21 protein-coding genes and 5 pseudogenes are annotated in these 20,488 nt (G+C 57.8%); 21 read left to right on the top strand and 5 right to left on the bottom strand.

Annotated elements, in window-relative coordinates; genetic code table 11:
- Positions 1-174 precede the first annotated feature (174 nt).
- The 10 genes and pseudogenes from P6U16_RS06785 to P6U16_RS06740 all read left to right on the top strand — a co-directional run bounded on the left by P6U16_RS06785 (position 175) and on the right by P6U16_RS06740 (position 9,021).
- Positions 175-1,770 carry an ABC transporter substrate-binding protein gene (locus P6U16_RS06785; protein WP_277703116.1) on the top strand — a complete coding sequence of 532 codons (1,596 nt, stop codon included), beginning with the start codon at positions 175-177 and terminating at the stop codon, positions 1,768-1,770.
- 146 nt (positions 1,771-1,916) lie between these two features.
- Positions 1,917-2,921 (top strand): ABC transporter permease subunit, encoded by a 1,005-nt coding sequence (locus P6U16_RS06780; RefSeq protein WP_277703115.1) that lies wholly within the window; start codon positions 1,917-1,919, stop codon positions 2,919-2,921.
- Positions 2,922-2,930: 9 nt separating this feature from the next.
- On the top strand, positions 2,931-3,839 hold the full coding sequence (locus tag P6U16_RS06775; protein ID WP_277703114.1) for an ABC transporter permease subunit: 909 nt from the start codon (positions 2,931-2,933) through the stop codon (positions 3,837-3,839).
- Positions 3,839-4,692, top strand: a pseudogene (locus tag P6U16_RS06770) (ABC transporter ATP-binding protein). The gene P6U16_RS06775 and the pseudogene P6U16_RS06770 overlap by 1 nt, the downstream one beginning before the upstream one ends.
- Positions 4,689-5,516: a dipeptide ABC transporter ATP-binding protein gene (locus P6U16_RS06765; protein ID WP_277703113.1), complete on the top strand. Its 828-nt coding sequence runs from the start codon at positions 4,689-4,691 to the stop codon at positions 5,514-5,516. Before P6U16_RS06770 ends, P6U16_RS06765 begins: the two are co-directional and overlap by 4 nt.
- A 145-nt stretch (positions 5,517-5,661) precedes the next feature.
- Positions 5,662-5,946 carry a PepSY domain-containing protein gene (locus P6U16_RS06760; protein ID WP_277703112.1) on the top strand — a complete coding sequence of 95 codons (285 nt, stop codon included), beginning with the start codon at positions 5,662-5,664 and terminating at the stop codon, positions 5,944-5,946.
- 35 nt (positions 5,947-5,981) lie between these two features.
- Positions 5,982-6,520 (top strand): annotated as a pseudogene (locus tag P6U16_RS06755) (cytochrome b/b6 domain-containing protein).
- A gap of 15 nt (positions 6,521-6,535) precedes the next feature.
- Positions 6,536-7,208: pseudogene (locus P6U16_RS06750) on the top strand (response regulator transcription factor).
- Positions 7,205-8,578, top strand: a complete 1,374-nt coding sequence (locus P6U16_RS06745; RefSeq protein ID WP_277703111.1) for a HAMP domain-containing sensor histidine kinase — start codon at positions 7,205-7,207, stop codon at positions 8,576-8,578. The pseudogene P6U16_RS06750 and the gene P6U16_RS06745 overlap by 4 nt, the downstream one beginning before the upstream one ends.
- Before the next feature lie 98 nt (positions 8,579-8,676).
- Positions 8,677-9,021 (top strand): RidA family protein, encoded by a 345-nt coding sequence (locus P6U16_RS06740; RefSeq protein WP_277703110.1) that lies wholly within the window; start codon positions 8,677-8,679, stop codon positions 9,019-9,021.
- Between the two features lie 55 nt (positions 9,022-9,076).
- Here the strand turns inward: P6U16_RS06740 and P6U16_RS06735 are convergent, their stop codons facing one another.
- A complete protein-coding gene (locus P6U16_RS06735; protein ID WP_277703109.1) occupies positions 9,077-9,460 on the bottom strand; it encodes a hypothetical protein in 384 nt (127 codons plus the stop codon).
- Positions 9,461-9,614: 154 nt separating this feature from the next.
- Here P6U16_RS06735 and P6U16_RS06730 point away from each other — a divergent pair, with 154 nt between their 5' ends.
- The 6 genes and pseudogenes from P6U16_RS06730 (at position 9,615) to P6U16_RS06705 (ending at position 15,716) form a co-directional block, all read left to right on the top strand.
- Positions 9,615-9,785 (top strand): hypothetical protein, encoded by a 171-nt coding sequence (locus tag P6U16_RS06730; protein ID WP_277703108.1) that lies wholly within the window; start codon positions 9,615-9,617, stop codon positions 9,783-9,785.
- Between the two features lie 144 nt (positions 9,786-9,929).
- Positions 9,930-11,474, top strand: a complete 1,545-nt coding sequence (locus P6U16_RS06725) for a sensor histidine kinase (protein WP_277703107.1) — start codon at positions 9,930-9,932, stop codon at positions 11,472-11,474.
- The gene (locus tag P6U16_RS06720; protein ID WP_277703106.1) at positions 11,468-11,914 is read left to right on the top strand and encodes a response regulator; all 447 of its coding nucleotides are present in this window, start codon (positions 11,468-11,470) and stop codon (positions 11,912-11,914) included. The genes P6U16_RS06725 and P6U16_RS06720 overlap by 7 nt, the downstream gene beginning before the upstream one ends.
- Positions 11,914-12,968: pseudogene (locus P6U16_RS06715) on the top strand (response regulator). The gene P6U16_RS06720 and the pseudogene P6U16_RS06715 overlap by 1 nt, the downstream one beginning before the upstream one ends.
- 330 nt (positions 12,969-13,298) lie before the next feature.
- A pseudogene (locus tag P6U16_RS06710) lies at positions 13,299-14,427 on the top strand (AI-2E family transporter).
- Positions 14,428-14,468: 41 nt separating this feature from the next.
- Complete coding sequence (locus P6U16_RS06705) at positions 14,469-15,716, top strand: FAD-binding oxidoreductase (RefSeq protein WP_277703105.1); 1,248 nt, start codon at positions 14,469-14,471, stop codon at positions 15,714-15,716.
- Between the two features lie 2 nt (positions 15,717-15,718).
- On the opposite strand, the gene P6U16_RS06700 is transcribed toward P6U16_RS06705, so the two are convergent.
- Complete coding sequence (locus tag P6U16_RS06700; protein WP_277703104.1) at positions 15,719-16,522, bottom strand: response regulator; 804 nt, start codon at positions 16,520-16,522, stop codon at positions 15,719-15,721.
- Between the two features lie 156 nt (positions 16,523-16,678).
- Between P6U16_RS06700 and P6U16_RS28330 the strand changes: the two genes are divergently transcribed.
- Positions 16,679-16,894 carry a NepR family anti-sigma factor gene (locus P6U16_RS28330; RefSeq protein WP_349017690.1) on the top strand — a complete coding sequence of 72 codons (216 nt, stop codon included), beginning with the start codon at positions 16,679-16,681 and terminating at the stop codon, positions 16,892-16,894.
- 77 nt (positions 16,895-16,971) lie between these two features.
- On the opposite strand, the gene P6U16_RS06690 is transcribed toward P6U16_RS28330, so the two are convergent.
- Both P6U16_RS06690 and P6U16_RS06685 read right to left on the bottom strand, forming a co-directional pair.
- Positions 16,972-17,220 (bottom strand): glycine zipper domain-containing protein, encoded by a 249-nt coding sequence (locus tag P6U16_RS06690; RefSeq protein ID WP_277703103.1) that lies wholly within the window; start codon positions 17,218-17,220, stop codon positions 16,972-16,974.
- A 46-nt stretch (positions 17,221-17,266) separates the two neighbouring features.
- Positions 17,267-17,422: a DUF3309 family protein gene (locus P6U16_RS06685; RefSeq protein WP_277703102.1), complete on the bottom strand. Its 156-nt coding sequence runs from the start codon at positions 17,420-17,422 to the stop codon at positions 17,267-17,269.
- A 167-nt stretch (positions 17,423-17,589) separates the two neighbouring features.
- Between P6U16_RS06685 and P6U16_RS06680 the strand changes: the two genes are divergently transcribed.
- Positions 17,590-17,919, top strand: coding sequence for a hypothetical protein (locus tag P6U16_RS06680; RefSeq protein ID WP_277703101.1), 330 nt, complete (start codon positions 17,590-17,592; stop codon positions 17,917-17,919).
- A gap of 192 nt (positions 17,920-18,111) precedes the next feature.
- A complete protein-coding gene (locus tag P6U16_RS06675) occupies positions 18,112-19,065 on the top strand; it encodes a PRC-barrel domain-containing protein (protein WP_277703100.1) in 954 nt (317 codons plus the stop codon).
- Between the two features lie 147 nt (positions 19,066-19,212).
- Here the strand turns inward: P6U16_RS06675 and P6U16_RS06670 are convergent, their stop codons facing one another.
- Positions 19,213-19,428 carry a hypothetical protein gene (locus P6U16_RS06670; RefSeq protein WP_277703098.1) on the bottom strand — a complete coding sequence of 72 codons (216 nt, stop codon included), beginning with the start codon at positions 19,426-19,428 and terminating at the stop codon, positions 19,213-19,215.
- 222 nt (positions 19,429-19,650) lie between these two features.
- Here P6U16_RS06670 and P6U16_RS06665 point away from each other — a divergent pair, with 222 nt between their 5' ends.
- Both P6U16_RS06665 and P6U16_RS06660 read left to right on the top strand, forming a co-directional pair.
- Entirely contained in the window at positions 19,651-19,815 is a 165-nt protein-coding gene (locus P6U16_RS06665; protein ID WP_277703097.1) for a DUF1328 domain-containing protein, read from the top strand.
- Positions 19,816-19,951: 136 nt separating this feature from the next.
- Positions 19,952-20,452, top strand: a complete 501-nt coding sequence (locus P6U16_RS06660) for a TIGR00645 family protein (RefSeq protein WP_277703096.1) — start codon at positions 19,952-19,954, stop codon at positions 20,450-20,452.
- Positions 20,453-20,488: the final 36 nt, after the last annotated feature.

Below are 20,488 nucleotides of genomic sequence, written 5' to 3'. Positions count from 1 at the left end.
AACTCGTGGATAGCGGTATCCCGTAAAATCTGGAAGAATTTTCCAATTGGACAAATTTTCCAAGACGCTTATTGCATTGAAGGGTTAAATGTCGTTCCATCCGGTCTTGACGGGAGGCAACGGCGTCCTGCATCAAAAAATATGAGAACAAGAACAAAACTGGGAAGCAAGCTCATGAAAAAGCTCACCACTCTCCTTGCAGCTACCGCGATTGCCACGCTGATGGCCGGGTCTGCATGGTCAAAGACCTTCGTTTACTGCTCGGAAGCATCGCCGGAAGGCTTCGATCCCGGCCTTTATACGGGCGGTCAGACTTTCGACGCAGCCGCCCATACGGTCTACAACCGGCTGGTCGAATTCAAGCGCGGCACGACGGAAATCGAGCCGGCGCTGGCAGAAAGCTGGGAAATCTCCGCCGATGGCAAGGAATATACATTCAAGCTGCGCCCGGGCGTAAAGTTCCAGACGACCGAATACTTCACGCCGTCGCGTGAGATGAATGCCGACGACGTGATCTTCTCCTTCGAGCGCCAGTACAAGGAAGACAACGCCTGGAACAAGTACGTTCCCGGTGCGTCATGGGAATACTTCTCCGGCATGGGCCTGCCCGATGTCATCGAGAGCATTGAGAAGGTCGATGATCTCACGGTCAAGATCAAGCTGAAGCGCCCGGAAGCGCCGCTGCTTGCCAACCTCGGCATGCCCTTCATCTCCATCGTGTCCAAGGAATATGCCGACAAGCTTCAGGCTGACGGCAAGATGGAACTGATGAACCAGCAGCCGCTCGGCACCGGTCCGTTCTCCTTCGTCGCCTACCAGACGGACGCTGCGATCCGCTACAAGGCCAACCCTGATTACTGGGGCGGCAAGCAGCCGATCGATGATCTCGTCTTCGCGATCACCACCGATGCCGCCATCCGCGCGCAGAAGCTGAAGGCCGGCGAATGCCACCTGATGTCCTATCCGAACGCGGCCGACGTCGAGGAACTGAAGAAGGATCCGAATCTCACCATCTCCGAGCAGGCCGGCCTGAACGTCGCCTATCTCGCCTACAACACTCTCGTTCCGCCGTTCGATAAGGTCGAGGTCCGCAAGGCCATCAACATGGCCATCAACCGTCAGGCCATCGTCGACGCCGTCTTCCAGGGTGCAGCACAGGTTGCCAAGAACCCGATCCCGCCGACAATGTGGTCGTACAATGATGCCGTCGAGGACGACAAGTTCGATCCGGATGCAGCCAAGAAGATGCTCGAAGATGCCGGCGTTTCCGGTCTCAAGATGAAGATCTGGGCCATGCCCGTCGCGCGTCCGTACATGCTGAATGCGCGCCGTGCAGCTGAGCTGATGCAGGCAGACCTTGCCAAGATCGGCGTCGAAGTCGAAATCGTCTCCTACGAATGGGCCGAGTACCTGAAGCTCTCCTCCGCCAAGGACCGCGACGGCGCGGCCATCCTCGGCTGGACGGGTGACAATGGTGATCCGGACAACTTCCTTGACACCCTGCTCGGCTGCGATGCCGTGGGCGGCAACAACCGCGCACAATGGTGCAACAAGGAGTTTGACGACCTCGTAACGAAGGCCAAGGAAACGCCTGATGTTGCCGAGCGCACGAAGCTTTATGAGCAGGCGCAGATCGTCTTCAAGAGAGAAGCTCCTTGGAATACGCTGGATCACTCGCTGGCCGTCGTGCCGATGAGCAAGAAGGTTTCCGGCTTCGTTCAATCCCCGCTTGGCGACTTCGTCTTCGAAGGCGTTGACATCGCCGAGTAACGACACAATCGATCGTATGCCGCCTCGCGGCTGTGTCCGGCGGCTCGAAATCACTTTCGAGCCGCCGGTTTTCGAGCATGATACCGGAATATGCAGCGGCAAATTCCTGACACTATCATTCGCTCCCACCAACGGACTAAACGCTCATGTTGCGCTTTATTTTGGGACGGCTGGCCGTCCTTATTCCCACTTTCATCGGTGTTTCCATCATTGCGTTCTCCTTCATCCGCCTGCTGCCCGGCGATCCCGTGATGCTGCTTGCGGGCGAACGCGTGATGTCGCCGGAACGCCATGCACAGATCATGGCCGAGCTTGGTTTTGATCGGCCGATGTACATCCAGTATTTCGACTACCTCATCAATTTGCTGCAGGGCGACTTCGGTAGCTCCATCATCAGCAAGCGGCCGGTGCTCGACGATTTCCTGACGCTGTTTCCCGCGACCGTGGAGCTTTCGCTCTGTGCCATCCTGCTGGCGGTGGCTCTTGGCGTCCCGGCTGGCGTTCTCGCCGCGGTAAAGCGCGGAACCTGGCTCGACCAGACGGTGATGGGCACGGCGCTCGTCGGTTATTCCATGCCGATCTTCTGGTGGGGGCTGCTGCTGATCATCTTCTTTTCCGGCTACCTTGGCTGGACGCCTGTTTCGGGCCGTATCTCGTTCATGTACTTCTTCCCGCCGGTGACAGGGTTCATGCTGATCGACAGCCTGCTCTCCGGCCAGGCCGGCGCCTTCAAGTCGGCGGTCACCTATCTGATCCTGCCCACGATCGTGCTGGCGACGATCCCGCTCGCGGTCATCGCCCGCCAGACCCGTTCGGCCATGCTCGAAGTGCTGGGCGAGGATTATGTGCGCACGGCGCGCTCCAAGGGGCTTTCGCCATTCCGGGTCATCGGCGTGCATGCGCTCCGCAATGCGCTGATCCCCGTTGTTACGACGATCGGCCTGCAGATCGGCGTGCTGCTCGCCGGCGCGATTTTGACGGAAACCATCTTCTCCTGGCCGGGCATCGGCAAATGGATGGTCGATTCGGTTTTCAAGCGCGACTACGCCGTCGTCCAGGGCGGGCTGATGCTGATCGCTGGCGTGATCATGATCGTCAATCTCATTGTTGATGTGCTCTACGGCTTCATCAACCCCCGAATCCGGCATTAGGAGGCTGATATGGCTGTTGTCGATACAAACGCCGCCCCGCCGTCGGGTACTGCACCGCCGTCCGGGCTGGGCGAGTTCTGGTTCTATTTCTCGCGCAACAAGGGCGCGGTGATCGGCCTTGTTGTTTTCACGATTATCCTCCTTCTGGCCGTTTTCGCGCCGCTCGTTTCGCCGCACTCGCCGAGCATCCAGAACCGCGAAGCCTTGCTGCTACCGCCGTCATGGGCGGAAGGCGGGCAGTTCGCCTATCTGCTCGGAACAGACCCGGTCGGACGCGATATCCTGACGCGGCTGATCTATGGCGCGCGCTTTTCGCTGTTCATCGGCCTTGTGGTCGTCAGTCTCTCGGTCTTGTCCGGTGTGATGGTCGGCCTGGTTGCCGGTTATTTCCGGGGCCGCACCGATACGATCATCATGCGCGTCATGGATATCATCCTCGCCTTTCCATCACTGCTTCTGGCGCTCGTGCTCGTCGCGGTCCTGGGGCCGGGTCTCCTGAACGCGATGATTGCCATTTCGCTGGTCAACCTGCCACATTTCGTGCGGCTGACGCGCGCTGCGGTCATGACGGAACGCACCAAGGATTATGTGATCGCCTCGAAGGTGGCCGGTGCCGGTACCACGCGCATCATGTTCCTCACCATCTTGCCGAACTGCCTGGCGCCGCTGATCGTTCAGGCAACGCTCGCCTTCTCGGCGGCGATCCTTGACGCGGCAGCCCTCGGCTTCCTCGGCATGGGCGCCCAGCCGCCGACGCCGGAATGGGGCACGATGCTGGCCGAAGCCCGCGAATTCATCCAGCGCGCATGGTGGGTCGTGACCTTCCCCGGCCTCGCCATCCTCATCACCGTTCTGGCAATCAACCTGATGGGCGACGGGCTGCGCGATGCGCTCGACCCCAAACTGAAGAGGTCATGATGGCCCTGCTCGAAATCGAAAATCTCGCCGTCGAATTCCAGACATCGACCGGTCCTTTCCGGGCCGTCGATGGTGTTTCGCTCAAGGTCGATGCCGGCGAAGTGCTGGCGATCGTCGGCGAATCCGGGTCTGGCAAGTCCGTCTCGATGCTGGCTGCGATGGGGCTTTTGCCCTGGACGGCCAAGGTGACGGCCGACAAATTGCTGTTCAACGGCATCGATCTGCTCGGTCTTTCCGACTCGGACCGCCGCAAGATCGTCGGCAAGGACATCGCCATGATCTTCCAGGAGCCGGTGGCGAGCCTCAATCCGTGCTTCACGGTCGGCTTCCAGATCGAGGAGGTGCTGCGCATCCATCTCGGTCTCGACAAGGCCGCGCGCCGCGCCGGGCCATCGAACTGTTCGACCTTGTCGGCATTCCGAACGCGGCCGAACGGCTCGGCCATTTCCCGCACCAGATGTCGGGCGGCCAGTGCCAGCGCGTGATGATCGCCATCGCACTGTCCTGCAATCCGAAACTCTTGATCGCCGACGAGCCGACGACCGCACTTGATGTCACGATCCAGAAGCAGATCCTCGACCTCCTGATGCGCCTGCAGGCCGAACACGGCATGGGGCTCATCATCATCACCCACAATATGGGCGTGGTTGCAGAAACCGCAGACCGCGTCATCGTCCAGTATAAGGGTCGCAAGATCGAGGAGGCGGATGTGCTGTCGCTGTTCGAATCCCCGAAGAGCCCCTACACAAAGGCGCTGCTCTCGGCGCTTCCCGACAATGCGACGGGAGACCGCCTGCCGACGATTGCCGAATTCCTCAGTGACGACCAGATTTTTGCGGGAGCCGTGCGATGACCCCTGTTCTCGAAGCCAGAAACCTCGTCCGCGATTATTATATTCCGGGCAGCCTTTTGAAAAAGGGCAAGACCGTACACGCCGTCAAGGGCGTCAGCTTCTCGGTCGAGCAAGGCAAGACACTTGCCATCGTCGGTGAAAGCGGCTGCGGAAAATCGACGCTCGCGCGCATCGTGACGATGATCGACCCGGCGACCTCAGGCGATATGCTGATTGATGGGCAGAAGGTCGATATCGCCAAGGAAGAACTGACGCCTGAAATGCGCCAGAAGGTGCAGATCGTCTTCCAGAACCCCTATGGCACGCTCAACCCGCGCAAGAAGATCGGCGATATCCTGACAGAGCCGCTGATCATCAATACCAGCATGAAGGCGGACGACCGTCGCGACAAGGCGATGGCCATGCTGAAGAAAGTCGGGCTCGAGGAGAAACATTATGCGCGCTACCCGCACATGTTTTCGGGCGGCCAGCGCCAGCGCATCGCCATTGCCCGCGCGCTGATGCTCAATCCGCGGCTGCTGGTGCTGGACGAGCCGGTCTCGGCGCTCGATCTATCGGTGCAGGCGCAGGTGCTGAACCTGCTTGCCGACCTGCAGGACGAGTTCCAGCTGACCTATGTCTTCATCAGCCACGATCTGTCCGTGGTGCGCTACATCGCCGATGACGTCATGGTCATGTATTACGGCGAGGCTGTCGAATACGGTTCGCGCGAGGCCGTCTTCAGCAATCCGCAGCACAATTACACGCAGACGCTGTTTGCCGCCACGCCGCGCGCCGACATCGACAGCATCAAGGCGCGGCTTGCGCGCAAGGCTGCAGCCTGAAGCGTTCTGACGGCAAGGCCGTGCCCCTGCCGCCAACCGTCTTGTTCGGAAGGCGCCTGAAGCCTCTGATGCTGACGGCGTTCTGACGGCAAGCATGAAGCATGGTCCCCTCACGCCAGATCGGCGACAAACAACGAGGATCCCCATGCAAAAGACAGTCATTTTCGCAGCACTTGGCCTGCTTGCTTTTTCCCCAGCCGCCTTTGCCGACGACGACAATGCGTCCTGCACCACCGAGCCACAGGCCCAGTGGATGAGCACGGATGCGATTTCCGCCAAGGCGGTCGCGGCCGGATACAAGGACATCCGTCAGGTCAAGACCGAGGGCACCTGCTACGAGGTCTATGCTATGACTACCACAGGCGAGCGGGCGGAAGTCGTGATGAACCCGGTCAATGGTGACGTCGTCAAGGCGGAGATCGACAATTGACGGTTGATCGCTCCAGGGGAGGGCCGGGCGCAACAGTGCCCGCCGCATCGTCGCGAACCATTGCCGTCTGGGATCCGCTCGTCCGGCTTTTCCATTGGGGGTGGTCGCGGCCTGCGTGCTGAACCTGTTCGTCCTGTCCCCTGGCAAGGAATGGCATCGCTACACAGGATATGCGGTTCTTGGTCTGCTGGCCGTTCGTTTTGTTTGGGGCTTCGTCGGTACCCGCCATGCGCGGTTCTCCGATTTTGTTCGCTCTCCATCGGCAATCAGGCGCTATCTCGTTGATTTGCGTCACGGCCGTGAAGCGCGTCATCTCGGGCACAATCCGGCAGCGGCCGTCATGATGATGGCGCTCATGGCCTTGCTTCTGGCGACAGGCATTAGCGGCTGGATGATGACGCTTGACGCCTTCTGGGGGAACGGCTTCATTGAGGAGACGCACGAAGTGCTGGCTAACGGTATCATGGTGCTGGCCGGTCTGCATGCGCTGGCGGCGATTGTCGAGAGCGTCCGCCATCGAGAAAATCTCGTGCTGGCAATGGTCACCGGCCGGAAGAAGCCGTTACAGTCGTGAAACTTGGAAGAATTGATGCGTCTCCTTTTGGTTGAAGACAGTCCGCGCCTGGCCGAACTTCTGGGGAAACCGTGCGCGAAGCCGGATGGCGGATGGATGCCGTGACCACCATTGCCGATGCGGAGCTGGTGCTGGCGCTTCGCGAACATGATCTGGTGCTGCTCGACCTCGGCCTGCCCGATGGCAACGGCATCGACCTTTTGCGCCGGATCAGGCGCGATCACAAGGACCTGCCGGTTCTGATCATTTCCGCGCGCGGATCGATCGAGGAGCGGATCGAAGGCCTGGATGCCGGTGCGGACGATTATCTGGTCAAGCCGTTCCATCACAAGGAGTTCCTGGCCCGTTGCCGGGCCATGCTGCGCCGCGCGCCGACGGCGCTTCAGCCGGTTTTGGAAGCGGGCCATCTTCGCTATGATCCCTCCACCGCCGAGCTGAGCTGCAAGGATGCACCCTTTCGCTGGCGCCGCGAGAACGCGCCCTGATCGAGCTTCTGATGCGCGACGCAGGGCGCGTCGTTCTCAAGCGCAAGCTCGAACAGGCGCTGTCGGAGTTCGGCGAAGAGGTCAGCCACAACGCGCTCGAGCTGGCAGTGTCGCGGCTGCGCAAGAGGCTGCTGCCGTACGAGACCGGTATCGATCTGGTGACGGTGCGCGGTGTCGGCTATATGGTGCAGGTCTCTCCATGAAGCTCCGCCAGCCACCGTCCCTCACAGGCCTGGTCTCCCGACGCATCGTTGCTTTCACTGTACTGGCGATGGTTTTGCAGTTCGGCATCGTGCTGGCCGAATACTGGTCCGACGACAGCGAGCTCGGGCGTTTCATCATCGAGCATGAAACGGATGCTCTTTCAGAGGGAATTACGGTCCGGAATGGAAAGCTGACATTCGCTTTGTCCCATGAAATGCGCGAGCGCTACACCAATCGCGGGGATGATGGCGATGGTGCGCTGTATCTGCGGGTGCGAACAGCCAACGGCGCCATTCTGTTTTCCAGCTGCGAGGCGATATGCCAGGCGCATTTTCTGCCGGTCGAGATTAATCCTCCCGCTTTCTGGCAGCGCCAGATCGCGCCGGGAAAGCCGCTAAGCGTGGCGGGTGGGCGATCCTTTACGGTTGGGAGCCAGGAGGTTTTCGTCGAGCTTGCGGTCGTCAAGGATCCCCACAGTTTTATCTATAACGTCCTGTTCCACGAGCTTCGTGATCACCTGATCATTCCGATGCTTTTGATGTTCGGGCTTGTTGCGGGCGCCACGATCCTGTCCATCCGGGCCGCATTGAAGCCGGTGATCGAGGCTGCCGAGGCTGCCGACAATATCGACCCACGCAATGCGCTCGACCATCTTCCGACACGCGGAATGCCGCGCGAGATTGCGAATTTTGCCAATGCGGTCAACCGCGTGCTCGTGCGCGTCGCCGATCTTATCCAGGCGCAGAAGATATTCTCGACGGCGATTGCTCACGAAATCCGCACCCCCGTCGCTATCGTGCGAATGGAACTGGAGCGGATCGACGGCGAACGGGCGCGCAAGGCGGAAAGGGATCTCGATGCACTGACCCACATGCTGGAACAATTGACGTCTCTCGCCAAGCTTGATGTGGTCGATAGTGCATCGTTCCGGATGGTCTCGCTCAGTGACCTCGCCAATGACAGCGTCGCGGCTCTCGCCCCCTTCGTCTTTGCAAACGGGCACTCCCTGGAGTTCGACGACGCGGGTACATCTCCCGTTTATGCAGTGCCCTCGCTGATCGAAAACACTATTCGCAATCTCGTCGAAAATGCCGTCCGGCACACGCCGAAAGGAACGCATATCGTCGTCAGGACAGGCCCGGGGCGAAGACTGGATGTCATCGACGATGGTCCGGGGTTTGGTTCGGCTGCCGCCCGTGTTCTCGAAGGCGGCCGGATCAAGAGTTCGGATAAGCTGGGCGTCGGCCTGAAGATTGTCGAGCGCATTGCCGCGCTGCACGGTGCCGTGCTTACCCTCGACAGCGACGACGGGAAGGGCACACGCGTCCGTCTGGATTTCCCGGCACCTGCCGAGCCATCGGCTGCGTGATCTCGCAAAGCAAATCCGGTTTCCCTTTGATGGAAACTGCGATAAAGCGCGCGGGTACGCCCTTCGCGGCGATCCGCAATTCTGATGAGGATCATCACATGGATATCAAACGCTTTGAAACCGGCCCGCGCATGAGCCAGGCCGTCGTCCACAACGGCACCGTTTATCTCGCTGGCCAGGTCGGCAATGCCGGCGACGACGTCGCGACACAGACAAAGCAGGCCCTGGCTGAAGTCGATCGCCTTCTGGCGCTTGCCGGGACCGACAAGACGAAAATTCTTTCCGCAACCATCTGGCTGGCCGATATGGTCGATTTTCCGAAGATGAACGCCGTTTGGGATGCCTGGGCTTCGCAGGGCAACACGCCTGCGCGCGCGACGGGTGAAGCCAAACTTGCGAGCCCGGAATATCTCGTTGAAGTGATCGTTATCGCCGCACTGTGATGAGTTGAGCGATCCGGCGCTTAAGCTGCGCCGGATCTTCGCATTTCTTACCCAATCAATTTCCGATGCGTGCAATGCCCGTGTCACCGTTGTCGCGGATCCATTTCACTTTGTCTGGGCCGTTCTCCGATAATTCGAAGCACATCTGCTTGCCGTCGTACCAGACCTTGAATTGCTGGCAGAGTCTGTTCGCCTCGATCCACCAGCGGCCCGTGTCCGTGGGCTTTATGAACTTGCCAAGACCAAGCGCCTTCCCATTGCCATCGACGTCGCCGGATGGCCTGTAGTTCAGCGGAAACTCGCCGCCCATGGGTGCTGCAAGGTAAATCGTGCGTCCGATGATGGAGCTGCGAATATCGGCTTCTTGTAACTGCTTGGCATGCACACCGGAAAAGCCGGTTGCTAGAATACCCAGTAGTGCAAATATCAGCGTCTTCATGATCGTCTCCTGATGGCATGTAAAGATACGTGTCGATACACGGTTGGATCACCGAAAAAGTTTCCGAACTGGAACTTCCTCGCAACGAACAGCGGGAACCATTCCATTGTTCCTGCGTTTAGTTGCATCAAAAATACATCGCGAGGAACGTCCCATGTTGTACTGGTTTCCGAGAGTTTGCCTGGTACTGTTTGTTGCCGCGATCCTTGGCCTCGGTTTTCTGCCATCCACATCCGATGATGTCGCAAACACGGTCATGGTAGTCCTGTTGGGTCTCGGTTTGTTTTCGCTGACACTTCACGTCTTTCCGCCCGAGCGTTACTGATAGCGCCTCCGCTTGTCCCAAAACCTTCGTTGATGCGGCTCTTTTCCCGAGCGAGGGACCAGTGCGTAAAGATAATCAACTCCAAGGCATATTCAGGGTTGATTTTTCGCGACGAAAGGGATTGCTTGCTGCGATGAATCGGCGGTGAGCCGGCGCATTCGGGGGCGTTTGTTCCATCATGTTCGTGAGCTGGCCACAATGAACAGGGACACGATCATTTCCAGATCGGTGCCGCTAATTTTGCTCGCGGGAGCGCTCCTGCTTCTCGTCCTTGTTCTTTCGTCTCTTCATTTTGCAAATTTGACCAGCCGGAATGCGCAGGAGGCGCTGGACGCCGCGCGCCTGAATGGCCGGGTGATGCGGCTTTTCACATTGATTCAAGACGCGGAAACCAGTCAACGCGGCTATCTCTTGACGGGGCAAGAAGAGTTCCTGAAAACATTCCGGCGATCTGAAAATCTTATCCCCCTGCATTTTAGAAGTCTGCTTCCCGACTTTCAGTCGATCGCTGTCAGTTCTGTCACGGTCGAGCGACTTGACGCATTGATCAAAACGAAGCTCGACGAGTTAATTGAGACGGTGAAACTCAAGCGATCGGGACAAGCAGAAGCAGCGCTTGCCGTTGTCATCACCGAGCGTGGAAAGCAGGCCATGGAAGAAATCCGGCAGATCATGGTTCGCATAGATGCGATCACCAACAATGTCGGCTTTGTTCGTTTGTCTGCGCTTACTGATGCCACGCGCCTCCTGCTGATTTCGATAACCGGCGGCGCCATTCTGCTCGTCGTTCTTGTCGGAGGCGCGGTCGCACTCATACTGTGGCACTCTCGCCAACTCAAAAAGGCCAGTGCGGCGCTCGAGCTTCAAAATGAGACTCTTGAGCAGAAAGTCCGTGAGCGTACACGCTATCTGGAAAGGGCAAATCGCGAATTGCAGAGCTATGCCTATATCGTCGGCCATGATCTGCGCGCGCCGTTGGTCAACATCATGGGCTTCACCGCGGAGCTCGAGCGGGCGTCGGGACGATTTGCCAGCTATCTCTTGGCTAATCCCCTGCCGGACCATCCCGCCGCAAAGGCTGCGCGCGAGGCAGTCCAGGAGGATGTTCCGGAAGCTTTACGGTTTATCAGGTCGTCGATGAAGCGGATGGATGACCTGATCAATGAAATCCTCAAACTCGCCAGAGCCGGCAACCGGACTTTGCAGGCCGAGCCGCTGAACCTCGCGGCGCTGATTGACGATGTGGTGGCAACGCTCAAACACCGCTTGGATGGCAACAACACTGTCGTTACGATTTCGCCGGATCTTCCGGGCGTCGTCTCCGATCGTTTGGCGCTTCAGCAAATCTTTGCCAATCTGCTGGACAACGCAATCAAATATGCCGATCCTTCGCGCCGCGCCGTCATCGAGGTGTTCGGCAAAGTCGTCGGGGAGGATGTGACGGTGACCGTACGCGACAATGGCCGAGGTATTGCCAGCCAGGACAACGAGCGCATCTTCGAATTATTCAGACGCTCCGGCAGACAGGATAAACCAGGTGAAGGCATTGGACTCGCGCATGTGCGTGCCCTGGTTCGACGGCTGGGCGGGGAGGTCGGCGTGCGCTCGACATTGGGGCAGGGAACCTCTTTCGATGTTACGCTTGCCGCAGATCTCAACCGCGCAAAGAACTGGGGTGAGCAATGGTAACCAGTGCACGCGCCGTTAAAATCGTCATGATCGAGGATGATGAGGGGCACGCCCGGCTAATCGAAAAGAACATCCGTCGCGCGGGGGTTACCAATGACATCGTTGCCTTCGTCAATGGCACTGAGGCTCTGTCCTTTCTGCTTGGGTCTGATGGAACGGGTAGCGAGCACATCGGACAGACCATCCTGGTGCTTCTGGACCTCAACCTTCCGGATATGACGGGCATGGATATTCTCGCCCGGATGCGCGGCAGTGCTCATCTCAATGCAACCATGGTCATCATCCTCACCACGACGGATGATCCGCGCGAAGTCCACCGCTGTTATGATCTGGGTGCCAACGTCTACATTCCCAAACCCATGCAGTATGAGAGATTTGTCAACGCCATCCAGCAACTGGGACTGTTCCTGTCGGTCATGGCTGTCCCGGAGGCAAGATAATGTCATCCGCGCGCGAGATGCAAAGCACTGGCACCCGTATCCTATATATCGATGACGACGAGACTCTTGGCATTCTCCTCAAGAAAAACCTCGAGCGCCTTGGTTTCGAGGTCGTCACTGTTCTGGACGGGATGACCGGGCTCGCCTTGCTTGCTGGCGGCGATATCGATGCCATCGCCCTTGATCATTATCTTATGGGAGAAACTGGCCTCGATATTCTCCCGGAAATCCTCAAGCGCCCGGACCATCCGCCGGTCGTCTATGTAACAGGTGCGGGTGATACTCGAATTGCCGTGCAGGCCCTGAAATGTGGGGCTGACGACTATGTGGCAAAAAATGTTTCGACGGATTTTTCGAGCTGTTGGCCGCCGCGCTTCATCAGGCCCTGGAGCGTGCCGGATACCGGCGCGAAACAAAACTGGCGCAGGATCTGGTGCGGCAAGAGCGTGATCGCGCGGAGTTGCTGCTGCGCGAGGTTAATCACCGTGTTGGCAACAGTCTCGGTCTGGCTGCGGCTTTGGTGCGCATGCAGGCCTCGCTGGTCACCGATCCGATCGCCATTCAAGCCTTGCAGGAGACACAGGCCCGCATCAATGCGATCGGCAATGTGCATCGGCATCTCTATGTCAACAATCAAGTCGGCTCGGTCCAGGTCGATGTCTATCTGAGCAGTCTTCTGGATGAACTTCAACTATCGATGCGTGACGATATGCGCCCGCACACTGTCACTCTTGATGCGCAACGCGTGCATCTACCAACCGACAAAGTGGTGACGCTTGGATTGGTCGTCAGTGAACTGGTCACCAACGCTTTTAAATATGCTTATCCCGCGGGGCAGGCGGGCGAAATCCGGGTGCATCTGCTCCGACAGAGCGGCAAGGTCGGCTTGCGCGTTGAGGACGACGGACAAGGGTTCGATCCTAATGACCCGGCGATTGGGACAGGGCTCGGCAGCCGTATTATCTCGGCGATGGCAGCGGCAATGGGGTGTTCCCTGGTCTATGACGCCCAGCCGGGCGCGGGTACCAAAGTAGAATTGCTGTTTCCAGAATAAACCAAAAGTGGCGTAAATTCGCGATGATTCCCGTACCGGTTCAGTCAGTCGAATCGATGGTTTCTCCATTGAAGGGTTGCATTCCATCGACTGACCGGATTTCCGGGGGGATGCCCAAGTCCGCCACTGTTAAAACGTCTCGAGTGAGGGATTGGTCCGCACATTCGGCGAGGCGGCGGTGGAACTTTTTCGCAAAACCGGCGTTTATGGGGCGCGGATCAGAAGGCCATGCTCATAAACGTAGATCGCTTCCTTCTTTCGCCCGGTGTTGAGCGTCATCTCCGGGCCGCCTTCTCGGCAAATCCATGACGGGGGAACAAGGTCATCGACATGGACGCCGTACTGCAAGAAAAAGCGAATATTCGAAAGCGTAAGCATATTCGCGAGGCCGAGCAGGCCGCAATCGACGCCGCCTATCCGGAGGTCAATCCACGCGACTCGCTTGACCTGGTGGTCGCCTGGAGCATTGTAGGCATCTTCATCATCATTGCTTCCGCTGTCATCTATTTGATGGAAGCGATCCTCATGCCGATAACGCTTGCGATCGTCGTCGGTATGGTGCTGGGTCTCGCCGCGGACCGCCTGGCGAAATTTGGTCTTCCCCGTGCTTGGCGGTCTTCTCCTCGGTATTGTGTTCGTCGCCGGCCTTTTTCTGCTGATAAATGCCCTGGTGGAACCCATGTCTCAACTTGCCGTCGAAGCGCCGCGCATTCTCGAGCGCACCGTTGAACGGGTTCTGCCTTTTGTGGAGCGGTTTGATTGGCTCAAATCGGCCCTTGCAGGGGCAGATGAAAAGGCGGTGGCGGACATCGCAATGCAGAATGCGGGGGCCATGCTCGGCCTCGTTGCGTCGGGGCTCACGCCAGCCTTGATCCAGACATTGATCTTCCTCGCAGCGCTGGGCCTGTTTCTCGTTGGCCGAGCACAGCTGCGAAAGACAATTATAATGGCGTTCGCGACGCGAGAACGGAGATTGACGGCAATCCGCATCATGAACGCTACCGAAAATGCCATGGGCTTCTATTTTTCCACCGCAAGCCTGATCTACATCGTGCTCGGTGCGATTACGGCGATCATCGCCTTTGTCGGTGGCTTGGGCATGGCGGGGCTCTGGGGCCTGTTTGCCTTCATCTCCAGCTTCATTCCCTATGTCGGCGTCACCGTGATGACGATCGCGCTCATGGTTGCCGGTTTGATGACGCATGATGCCTTGCTGCTGGCTCTGGCGCCGGCGCTTGGTTTCTTTCTTCTTCATCTGGTCATGGAAAACCTCGTAACGCCTTCCATCCTCGGGCACAGGCTGGAGATCAACCCATTTCTGATCTTCCTTGCGATCATTTTCTGGACATGGATGTGGGGTGCCGTAGGCGCCATGCTAGCCTTGCCCATGTCGCTGATCGCTATGACAGTCTTCGACGAACTCCGCACACACCCGCCTGAACGCCACCTCCCATCCTAGCACCACGCTGCCGGCGGGCGCCTTTCATACAGGAATTATCCATGTCTTCATCGCTTGATCCGGATCTGACCGGACAGAACGATCTCCGTGGTGGCACGTCCCCATGGGGTGGCGCGGCGCTGCGGCCACGCGGGGCGCGGCTCACGGAAAGCATTAAGACGGAGGTGCTCGTCGTCGGTGGCGGGATTACCGGATCGCTTGCGGCGCAGCATCTTGCAGCACTTGGCATTGAAGTCTGCATCCTTGATCGCGAGCAGCCGGGGCTCGGCAGCACCAATGCCAGCACAGCCATGCTGCAATGGGAAATCGACTGCCCGCTTTCAGAATTGACCAAATTTTATGGCTTCGATCAGGCCGCCTCCATCTATCGCCGCAGCTTGGCAGCGGTTCAGGGACTGACGGGGCTTGTCCAGTCTCTGCAGATCCCTTGCCTTTATCGCCAGCGCTCGACGCTCTACATCGCAGGTGCTGAGGGCCGCAGTTCGGAACTTCACGCGGAACACGAACTGCGGCAGCGTGCAGGCCTGCCCGGCCAATTCATCGAGTACCGCGACCTTCTGTCGACTTTCGGTATCGACCGGGCTGCGGCCATTCTGTCGCCGGGCTCAGCGGATGCCGATCCGTTGCTCCTCTCCTGGGGTCTGCTCAAGACGGCCGTGGGGCAGGGCGCCAGACTGATCGATGCCATGGCGACGGAATACCATTCTTCGTCCAGTGCGGTGGTCGTTGAGACCGATAGCCCCTTCGTCATCGAAGCGCGCCATGTGATCCTCGCTACCGGCTATGTCATGCCCGATTTTGTTGGAAGCGCCTTGCACAGCACAGCCTCGAGTTGGGCGATCGCAACGGTACCCCAGAAGGCAGATAATCTATGGCCCGGTGGCGAACTCATCTGGGAGGCTACGGAAAGCTATCTCTATGCCCGAACAACCAAGGACGGCCGTATCATCATCGGCGGAGGTGATGATGATACGGTCGATCCAGCAGAGCGAGATGCCAAGGCTCAGGCGAAAGAAGAATTCCTGATCCAAAGCCTTGGGCGCCTCTGGCCGGCAGCAGACCCGACCATTGCCTATTCCTGGTCCGGTGCCTTCGGCGAAACCGAGGACGGCTTGCCACTGATCGGCCCGGTGCCCGGTTATCCTCGCCTGCTTGCAGCCTATGGTTATGGCGGCAACGGCATCACGTTCAGCTTCATGGCATCGCGCATCCTGGCCGCCCTTAGTTGCGGCCAGCGTGAAGCATGGTTCGATGCGTTTGCGCTGGACCGCCCCTCCCCAGTGGGCTGATCTCAGTGGGCTCTGCCGGATGAGCGTCCATGCTCGTCAAAGAACAGCGCTTGGCTGATCAGGGCCTTCACCATGTCAGGATTGAACGGCTTGGTGACGAGGAAAGCGGGCTCCGGCTTTTCTCCGGTCAGCAGTCGTTCGGGGAAGGCGGTGATGAAGATCACCGGGATCGACGTCTTGGCGAGTATCTCATTAACGGCATCGATACCGGAGCTGCCATCGGCAAGCTGAATATCCGCAAGGATCATCTTTGGCGGCGTCTGGCGGAAAAGCTCGATAGCTTCCTTGTGCGTGCGGGCAATGCCCGTGACCGTGTGACCGAGGCTTTTCACCATGTCCTCGATATCCATGGCAATCAGAGGCTCGTCCTCAATGATGAGGATATCGGTGGCGACCTGTCCGGAAATATCATCCGATGCTTGCCGCAACAGACCGGACAACGCTTCTTCCGAGACCTGGAGCACGTCCGCTGCGTCCTCCGGCGAAAAACCTTCGACTGCAACGAGCAGGAAAGCCTTTCGGGCTGCCGGTGAAACGACGGCCAGATTGTCGGCAGCGCGCTGTTCCCAGCCGAAGGGCGAGGTATTTTCGGGCAGGTCGATATTGATGCCGTCGAAGAGCGAGCAGAACAGCTGAAACAGGTTTACCCGGTCGTTTGAGCCTTTCGGAAACAAGGTAATATCGGCGATCAAAGCCTCCAGCACAGCAGCGACATAGGCGTCGCCGGAGGCCTGCGAACCGGTGACCGCACGCGAAAAGCGGCGCAGGTAGGGAAGATGGGCAGCAATTCGCATCGAAAGTGACATACGGAACTTCCTTTAGTATGATGTGTTTGAGAGTGAGGCTCGCAGAGGACGCTCCTCAGCCGAAACTGCCAGTGGTTTGACCATGTTTTACCCAATATTGGAAGTTTCCAAGCGAGGAAAGAGTCAGCAAAATAATGCAGCACTGTTTGGTTGCCGATGCGAGACTATTCGATGAGTGGCCCCCCTAAGAAGCCTGGAAAGTCAGCAGATTTGCGGTCAAATCCTCATGAGGTTTTGGAGAGCTCTTCGCAGATCGCCTTGAAATTGCGTGCATTGTACAACTCTGTCGAGATGCAGCCACTTCCGGATATATTCCTTGATCTCCTCGAAAAGCTCGATCAGGCTGAAAAGCTTGATGAACCCAAAGTCTAGTTGTGACCCTTGGTAAAAACGGCTGAAAGCATAAAAAAACGGGCCGAGGCCCGTTTTTTCATGCGTTGGTTTCGCAATTAGCAAGCGTCGATGTAACGACGGCCATAGCGATCACGATAGTAGCAGCGACCCGGCTCATTGGCATTGCCGATCAGCGCGCCGGCGACACCGCCCACCGCAGCACCCACAGCTGCGCCACGGACATTGCCTGTTGCAACGCCACCGATGATAGCACCAGATGCTGCTCCGATCCCGGCGCCGCGCTCAGTCTGCGTGCAGGCGGTCAGTGGCAGGATCAGCGCGACTGCGAGCATTATCTTTTTCATGGGGATTTCCTCTTCAGGTGTCGATTGTGATTGACGTGCAGGCGGTTTAGATGCGGCCCATCAGGACCAGAATAAGCAGGATGACGACAACGAGGCCAAGCCCGCCCGATGGTCCGTAACCCCAATTCCGACTGTGTCCCCAATTCGGAAGCGCTCCGACGAGAAGAAGTATCAAGACGATCAGCAGAATTGTACCGAGCATGGACGTGTCCTTTAAAGCTGTCTGCAGCCTTTGTGGCCGAATTGTTATCGGCAGCTAAACGCAGGTGAGATAAATTTGTTCCCTCTAAAAGGTTTTTCCATTTTTGGAACTTTGATGGCGAAACGCCGTTTGCTTGGCAACGCGGTCATTGTGCAAGGAGCACGAGGATGGAGCATGTTGCAGCAATCATGATGCTGATTGGGTGTGGCGCGGCAAATGCCGATTGCCGCGAAATTCCATCACCCGCCGTTGGATTTGAAACCGTTGAGGAATGCCAGGCACTGCTGAAGCCAGCACTCAGGAGTGTTGAGGGGCAGTTCGGTATTACTTATGGCAAATGTGCAACCATCGATCCGGCGCTCTTTTTGGAAGATGCAACGATCACTTGGGATGTTACCTCCTCAGGTGAACTCAATGTCCAAGTTGTGAATGACGCTGCCGATGCAGCCATTGTGGTTGCTCAAAAGGGTTCCCGTTCCGTGGTGCTTAGCAATTAGTCAGTGACACCTCACGAAAATGCTGTCTGTGCATGAGACGAGTTTTGCCTGCGAGGCAAACCAGTCGGGGGCGATACTGTCTCTACCCTTGGAACAAACACACGCATTCTTCCGTTCCTTGCACTCAGAGTCGGCGCGATGCCGGCCGTCTTCGCCTGGGCGTCGATACCGAAATTTCTTAAGGAGATTGAAATGAACCGCACACTTATGGCCACGACCGTTTTTGTCGCAATTTTCACGACGAACGTCCTTGCCCAGCAGGCCACATCGACGGACGGGGCAGTCCAGACGGATTCAGCCAAGTCCGGTTCGGTCGGTTATTTTGCAGCCTCGGCGGAGCAGATTCTTGCCTCATCGGTGATCGGCAAGACGGTTTACACGGGCGCTGACGAAGAGGGCGAGGCCGTTGGTGACGTTAACGACGTCGTCATTAATGCCGGTGGCGGTGCCGAAGCGCTGGTCGTTGGCGTCGGGGGCTTCCTCGGCATCGGCGAAAAGGATGTGGCGGTGAATTTCGACCGCGTCTCGCTTTCACAGAAGGACGGAGAGCGGATTATCGTAATTTCCGCGACCAAGGAGGAACTGCAGGCAGCCCCGCCATTTGATCGTGCCCCGGTCATGGACGGGGCAGTGGCAACGCTTCCCGAGAACGATGCTGCCAAGTCCGACAAGCAGTCGGCCGAGGCTGAGCCGTCTGCGTCTACCACGGCAGAACCGCAAACGGCAGAAACGATCATTCCGGAAACCGGAACGACGCCGTTGATGACGGACCCGGATGTTGATCCGGCGACACTGGACAAGAATGTCACCGCGGCAGTCCCGTCGGGTGAACTGCAGCCCGTGGACCCTGCGCTGCTCAGCGCCGAAAAGCTGATCGGAACCGAGGTCAAGGTTGCGGATGATACCCAGATCGGCACGATCGGCGACGTTATCCTGAGCGCAGACGGCAAGCTCGAGGCCTATATCATCGATGTCGGCGGTTTTCTCGGTGTCGGTGCAAAGCCGGTGGCGATGAATGCGAAGAGCGTGCAGGTGATGGCAGACGCGAGCGGTAAGATGATGATCTACTCCCCTTTACCAAGGAGCAGCTGGAAAAGCAGCCGGCCTATGACAAGGAGAGCTACGCAGCCAACAGTCGCGGGATGATGCTTTCCACGCCAGCGCAATAATCTTTACAAGGCAATGATTGCAATCGAAGCCGGCGTCAACATCGCCGGCTTTTCACTTTCAGGCGAGGTGCAGACACGAAAAAGGCCGCTCTCGGCGGCCCTGGTCCTTATGCTCATACGTGTTTCAAGCGTCGCGATTCTTGCTATCTGTCTCTGCGGCTTCAAGATCGCTGAGGAGTTTTGCAAATTCTCCTTCGGTCGCTGGCATCGAGGCGCTAAAGTAAAGGTCTCGCAAGGTGCCGCCGATATGCAGGTTCTTGTCCCGTTGTGCTGAGGGCGCGCGCAAGACCTCGGATGCGGATTTCCATATGTTCGACGGTGATACGGTCAATACGGTCATTTTACTATCTCGCATTTGCTACTTGCCCTCACAACGCGTCGTTTATGTGGATAGTTCCATCAAACCAGTGACCATACCGTTTCAAAACGGTTCATATTTTTGGCACATGGTTAATCAATCCTTTCAAGCCACTACGTGCGTTAGACAGGCTGAAGTTGAAGCAGGAACAAACGCGCGCCACGCGCGTTTACTGAACAGCTTTCAAAGCAAAGGAGAATGATCATGCTGTATTACGCTCTCGTCTTCCTGGTTGTTGCCATCATCGCTGGTGTGCTTGGTTTCGGCGGCATCGCCGGTGCATCGGCGGGTATCGCCCAGATCCTGTTCTTCCTGTTCCTCGCGTTCCTGGTAATCTCTCTGATTGCCGGTCTGTTCCGCAGGGCCTAGATAGGCTTTACTGGTCATGATTGACAGTTGAGGGGCGGCATCTTTGCCGCCCTTTCGCATGCGGTTTTCTGCGACTTGCCGGAACCGGGCCGTTTGGTTATTCATTGTTCGCACGCGCAACATCCGGAGCTGCCCCATGAAATCCCTGGAACTTCTTGTCGAACGGATCATCCTTTCGAGCCGTTGGTTGCTGGTGATTTTTTATCTCGGTCTGGTAGCCGCGCTTGCCCTTTACGGCGTTTCCTTCCTCTACAAGTTCTTGAAGGTCGCCGAGATGGTGTTCGTCTACGACGATGCACAGATGATCCTCGCTATGCTCGGCCTGATCGATGCCGCATTGGTCGCAAGCCTCATCGTCATGGTGATGATCTCGGGATATGAGAATTTTGTCAGCCGGTTTGACGAGGGAGATGGCGAGGTTTCCTTCCTCGGAAAGCTCGATTCGGGCAGCCTCAAGATCAAGGTCGCCTCGTCGATCGTGGCGATTTCCTCGATCCACCTGCTGCAAATCTTCCTCAACACAAAACAATATACCGGTGAACAGCTGATGTGGGCCACTATCATGCACATCGCCTTCGTCGTTTCGGCCCTGATGCTCGGCTATCTCGAGCGTATCATGAACGGGCTGAAGAAATGACACGGCTTGCAGCCGTGGACGCGGTATGCACTGGTA

The organism is Rhizobium sp. 32-5/1, assembly GCF_029537235.1.
In the GTDB taxonomy this organism is placed as follows: Bacteria; Pseudomonadota; Alphaproteobacteria; order Rhizobiales; family Rhizobiaceae; genus Pararhizobium.
Note: the sequence above shows the minus strand (reverse complement) of the source record. Positions and strands in the feature narration are given on the sequence as shown.